We start from the raw sequence: 5,365 nt of genomic DNA on the forward strand, positions 1-5,365 counted from the left end.
AAATACGCTTGGCCAAATCTAATCCAATTATGCTAACCTCTTCCACGGACGCCTCCTTCGTATGTGACTCCAACAATCCACATACTGGCACATAGATGCCGTCAGGGGGCGTCCACCCCATCATTCCAAGCGTCCCGCCGAAATCCCCATAGCGCCAGCCCACAACAACCAACATTCGTTCCCTGGAGGCTTTCGTACGCCAAGCAGCGCCCGAAACCCTTCACAGATTAGGTCAATAAGGCACCATTTACCTAAGTCCGAAAGCGGACATTCGTATCGTGCCCAGTCAGGCTTACTCCGCTGCCGCTTGCACTTGCTCGGTAAGTTCGGTCACGGTTCCACCCGCGACCAACAGCGTCCGGTCCGCCCCCGCAATCGCGGCCTCCCGGTGCGCGACAAAAATACGCGTACAGGAGAGACCTCGGAGCGTCTCCGAAACCCGTGCTTCCGTCTCTGGGTCGAGATTGGCCGTGCCTTCATCGAGGAACAGGATCGTGGGTTCGCGGTAGAGCGCGCGGGCGAGCAATACCCGCTGTTGCTGCCCGCCAGATAGGGTGGAGCCCAGATCACCCACTAAGGTCATCGTGCCCATTGGCATCTTCAGGATATCATCCAATACACAAGCCTTGGCCAAGCACCCTTCCACTTTGGCCATGTCGAGGTCAGCATCGAAGAACGAGACATTGTCGGCAATCGTGCCCGCCAGCAGGCGATCATCCTGCAAGACTACGCCGATGCGATGCCGGAACGTACGGACCCCAAAATTCTTCAGCCCAACGCCTTCGACTTTGACTTCGCCTTCTGTGGGGTCAAGCAGGCCCAAGAGCACCTTCATCAAGGTAGTCTTGCCCCCACCTGACGGGCCGATGATGGCAACAAATTGGCCGGGGTCGATGGAGAAGCTGGCGTCCTTGAACACCAAAGGCTCATGGGTTGCATAACGGAAGGAGAGTTTGTCTGCCCCAATGCGGCCTTCAAACAAGCGGCCTTCTTGGATGGGCTCATCGACCCCAACCTCAGTGTCCTCATGCACCACATCGGCTAGTCGCTCTAAGTGAAGCTCCAATGTCTTCCATTGGAAATAAAGGCCGATAAGGCCCGACAGCGCGCCAGAGAATTGCCCGGCATAGGATTGAAACGCCATCAACATGCCAAGGCTCATGGTGCCATCAATCACCTGTTTGGCACCGAGCCACCAGACGGCAACCCCTTGCAGGCCCGTGACAATGCCAAGCCCCGCCCCGCCCCACAGGCCAACGCGCTGCATGGTGACGCTGTTATTGACGCTGGCGGCGGTATCATTCTGCCATTGGCTGACCCGCTCACGTTCTTTGCCAAACAGCTTAAACGTCCGTGCCCCGCGCAAAGTCTCCATAAAGGTCGTGGAGGCCACCGCGCCTAGACTGATGCCTTCATCTGTTTTCCGCCGCACCCAGGGAAATGTGACGGCTTGGACGATCAGCGGGATCAACATGGTGGCAATCACACAACCAAACAGCAGTGGTGAATACAGCACCGCCATCGTGCCGCCCACCAATAGCATGATCACATTCAAGGTCGCGCCAATTGGCACGCTGGTAAGAAAGCTTTGCACTGGCCCGAGCGAGCCAAACCGGCTCATAATGTCGCCAATGTGGCGCTTCTCAAACCAAGCCACGGGCAAGCGCAAGGAATGGCGTAAGAGATTGCTCTGCATCTGAAACGAGAGTTGCGTGCCCAGATACATGCCGACAAAGCCTTGCAACAGGCCAATGCCGGTTTGGATCAAAAGCAAGATCACCATGCCCATGCCGATGGTGGTCAACAAATCCATGTCGCCTTTGGAAATGGCATCATCAATGATCAATTGGTTCAGCATCGGGCTGAATACGCCAATCACTTGGACCACAAGGGCGAGCAAGAAGAGCTGGATCACGGGGCCTTTGAGGCCCTTCAGCGTACTCCAAAGATCTGACAGCCGAACCCGCTCAACATGCTTCTTCTTGGTGAAGGCGGGTGTGGGCGTCAGTTCCAGCGCCACACCCGTAAAAGACCGGCCAATCTCTGCCGGGGCCACTTTGCGCACGCCGCGCGCAGGGTCATGGATAATCGCCCAAACCCCACCCGGCCCGTTCCACGCCTTCTTCAGGACGACATAGTGGGCCAAGTTCCAGTGCAGCACACAAGGCGGCTTGAGGCTGACCAATTCATCGATTTCCAGCCTCAGCGGCCTGCCCACCATGCCCAGCCCATCGGCCATATCCATGACGCTTTTGAGGGTCGTTCCTTTAAGGCTGGCGCTGAATTTGCGGCGAAGGTCACTCAACGTATGGCGCTGGCCATAAGCAGCGGCAACCATGGCAAGGCACGCCAATCCACACTCAGCAGCCTCCGCCTGCAGGATCATTGGCAGCTTGTCAGAGTGGAACAGGCGCGTCAGCCACGTACGACTATTGTCGTAAGCCGACCGATCCAAATTTTCCCCTTGCCCAACCTCAGGTATCATGCATTACTACCCAAAATATTTATCCACAGATTGATTATAAAACCGCTATTTCGCCACTTGAAATACCCCTCCCCGCTAAGTCAACTTCAACGGCGTCCGCAAGGGAAGCCAAATGCAGTGAGGTATTTGGGCCCGATTTCAAACCGGACAGGGAGATTGAATTATGCGTGCATTGACGATGGATGAGGTGGGATTTGTGAGTGGTGGATTAATGGACAGTACACCTTTATTAGACGTACGTTTTGGAACCGTTGGGGAAAGCCGCTCGCAAAACATCATAGACGAGACGGGGGATTGGGGTGAAAGTTCTACGACAAAGTCCGCTGGACCGCTTTCAGGCCCAAACGGCACAAAAAAGCAAGAATCGATCAACACTACAGCAGTTGCAGCTGTGACCAGCGCGATTGGCTCACTCCTTGCAAAGGTGCCATTACCTCAGGCGAAAGCGCTTGGGGAGACCGTGCGGGCGGTCGGAGCTGCGATTTTTTTAGGTGGGGCTGCTGCTGGTGGTGGTGTTGGTGGTGTAAATATTCCAGTTGGCCGGCCTGGCCAGCCTTCCCCGGTCTCATTCCCCGGAGGACTTACCTGACAAGCAAACAAATGTCTCGAGTCGTCCGGTTCTGTGCCGCCCGTAAGTCTTTAACGAGCAGGGTGAGTATTTGACTTTAGGAAGTATATGGGCCCATAGTTGCCATATGGGTCCATAATTACCAATGGTGATGCATGTTAAAGCCAATAAGTCGCGTAGCAATCGGTTGGATAGCTTTCATTGGATCCGGTTGTTTAGTTTTTAGTATGACAATTTCAGGTGAGTTAGATAGCACTCTGAAAGGTCTACTGTTTGGGTTATTTGGATTGGCAAGTGTTGTTCTGCCAAGGGTGGAGAAGCTATTCAAACGTGCAGATAGCGCAGTAGTTAGGCTTCATTCACTTGAATTATCCTCGAATTGTGCACTTGATGTGCTTTACAATTCAATTTTGGGTGGTTTGCTGGGAATTTCGTTGACATTTATTTTTATGTAACATTCCCGCCCGTGCTGTACTTGCGAGGCAAGAATTGTCGATTGTGCTTCGATTGAGCAAACAGGCAGCGAGAGGCAACATTTGCAGCTGAATGGGAAGGCATGCAATACGACGCGTAGAGTTGTAAATTTCATCAGAAAGCATTGCTCTTGACCCTCTTCCGCCCCGCCGTCATTGAGGCCCAGCGCCGCCGTGTTTACGGCAGTGTCACGCTGCATCAGCCCACGCACCTGGCGGCATTCAGTGCCGTGGCAGCCATCAGCGTCGCAATCGGCACAGCCTATCTGGCACTCGGTCAATATGCGCGCAAGGAGACGGTCGCGGGGTGGATTGCGCCAGAGGCGGGCTTGTCGGCGGTGTATGCGCCGCGTGGTGGGGTGGCCGATGCTGTGTTGGTGCGCCAAGGGGATATGGTGGCTGAGGGCCAGCCTTTGATGCGGCTTGCCTTGGATGTGTCAGGGGCTGATGGCGCAATTGTGCCATTACAGCGAGCGCAGACCCGGGCGCGCTTGACTGAGATTGAGCTACAGGCCGCAGCCAGCGCCCAGCGTTTTGCCGAAGAAAGCCGCAGGTTGGCCGAACGGGCCAGTGCCACATTCGACCGCTTTGGGGCCGAAGATGCGCGCCTGATGGAGGCTGCACGCGGCAGTGCCAATCGCTTTACCCAGGATGATGCGCGCTTAGCTGACCGTGCCATTGCGGCGCGAGCAGATGCCAGCCGCCTTGAAGCCAGCCGCGACCTCGCCCAAGGCCAATTGGCCATCTCTGAACGGGCAGAGACCCAAGCCCGCACCTTGGTGGCCAAAGGCTTTATGGCCAGCACCGAAGCAGATCGGCGGGCGCAGGGTACAATTGCTGCCCGCTCCCAAGTGGGCGACCTCAACCGGCAGATCCAATCCCGCCTCGACGAGGCCAAGGATTATGACCGTCAGCGCCAATCCCTGCGTGCGGCCCATCAGGCCGAGATGGCCGACATTGCCCGCCAGCGCACCACTCTGGCCGCATCTCGCTCTGGTGAGACCAAAGACCTGATGCGTCAACGCCAAGCACTGGCGCCTGCACGCGCCTCAGAAGCCAGTCAGTTGCGTAGCGCAAAGACACAATTGGAAACAGGATTGACCGAGCTTTCAGTGCAGGACGGCTATGTCGTACGTGCCCCAGTTGCGGGCCGGGTCGCAAGTCTGAATATCCGCCCCGGTGAAGCGGCCAACCCCAATGTGCCCTTGATCAATCTCGCCCCCAAGGGCAGCCCGATGGAAGCGCAAATCCTTGTGCCGACACGTGCAGCTGGCTTTATCACCGAAGGTCAGCGGGTGCGCCTAATGGTCGATGCCTTCCCGTTTCAGCAATTCGGGGCCATCCAAGGCGAAGTCCGCGAAATCGCCCGCTCAGCCCTACGCCCAGGCGAGCTCGCAGCACCAATTGAGTTCGAAGAACCCGTCTACCGGATCCGCGTAGCGCTGTCTGGTCCCGGTATCCAAGCCTACGGCAAAGACCGCCCCCTTCAACCTGGCATGACTCTAAAAGCCGACGTGATCACCGACAAACGCACCTTCATGAGTTGGCTGCTTGATCCCCTCCTTGCGGCCCGCGCCCGCGCCGCTGCAGGGTGAGTATTAGCTTTGGGTGGACAGTAGTTTCGTCTGCTTTCTTTGAAATGCGAATCTAAAGCAGACCAGCCGCTATCGTGAAGGGTTTCGGATGCTTTTGGGCGTCCGAAAGTGTCCGGAGAACGAATGTTGGTTGTTGTGGGCTGGCGCTATGGGGATTTCGGCGGGACGCTTGGGATGGTGGGGTCTTTTGAGGCTATGGCTTTAGGGACATAGAGCGACGTTTGGGTATTTGGCGAGCTCATAA

Annotated in this window: 3 protein-coding genes; 2 read left to right on the plus strand and 1 reads right to left on the minus strand. The window is 56.4% G+C overall.

Features of this window, described 5'->3' with window-relative positions; genetic code table 11:
* Nucleotides 1-292 precede the first annotated feature (292 nt).
* Nucleotides 293-2,485 (minus strand): peptidase domain-containing ABC transporter, encoded by a 2,193-nt coding sequence (locus tag ACIQ20_RS15640; RefSeq protein ID WP_395781933.1) that lies wholly within the window; start codon nt 2,483-2,485, stop codon nt 293-295.
* Between the two features lie 163 nt (nt 2,486-2,648).
* Here ACIQ20_RS15640 and ACIQ20_RS15645 point away from each other — a divergent pair, with 163 nt between their 5' ends.
* Both ACIQ20_RS15645 and ACIQ20_RS15650 read left to right on the plus strand, forming a co-directional pair.
* A complete protein-coding gene (locus ACIQ20_RS15645) occupies nt 2,649-3,074 on the plus strand; it encodes a hypothetical protein (protein WP_395781935.1) in 426 nt (141 codons plus the stop codon).
* Between the two features lie 583 nt (nt 3,075-3,657).
* Complete coding sequence (locus ACIQ20_RS15650) at nt 3,658-5,121, plus strand: HlyD family efflux transporter periplasmic adaptor subunit (RefSeq protein WP_395781937.1); 1,464 nt, start codon at nt 3,658-3,660, stop codon at nt 5,119-5,121.
* The last annotated feature ends 244 nt before the right edge of the window (nt 5,122-5,365 follow it).

The sequence above is a fragment of the Aquidulcibacter sp. genome (assembly GCF_044346625.1).
Taxonomy (GTDB): Bacteria; Pseudomonadota; Alphaproteobacteria; order Caulobacterales; family Aquidulcibacteraceae; genus Aquidulcibacter.

Bases quoted from the DNA above. Each gene is read 5' to 3' on its own strand.
- ACIQ20_RS15640 (WP_395781933.1), bottom strand. From the start codon at position 2,485: ATGATACCTGAGGTTGGGCAAGGGGAAAATTTGGATCGGTCGGCTTAC.
- ACIQ20_RS15645 (WP_395781935.1), top strand. From the start codon at position 2,649: ATGCGTGCATTGACGATGGATGAGGTGGGATTTGTGAGTGGTGGATTA.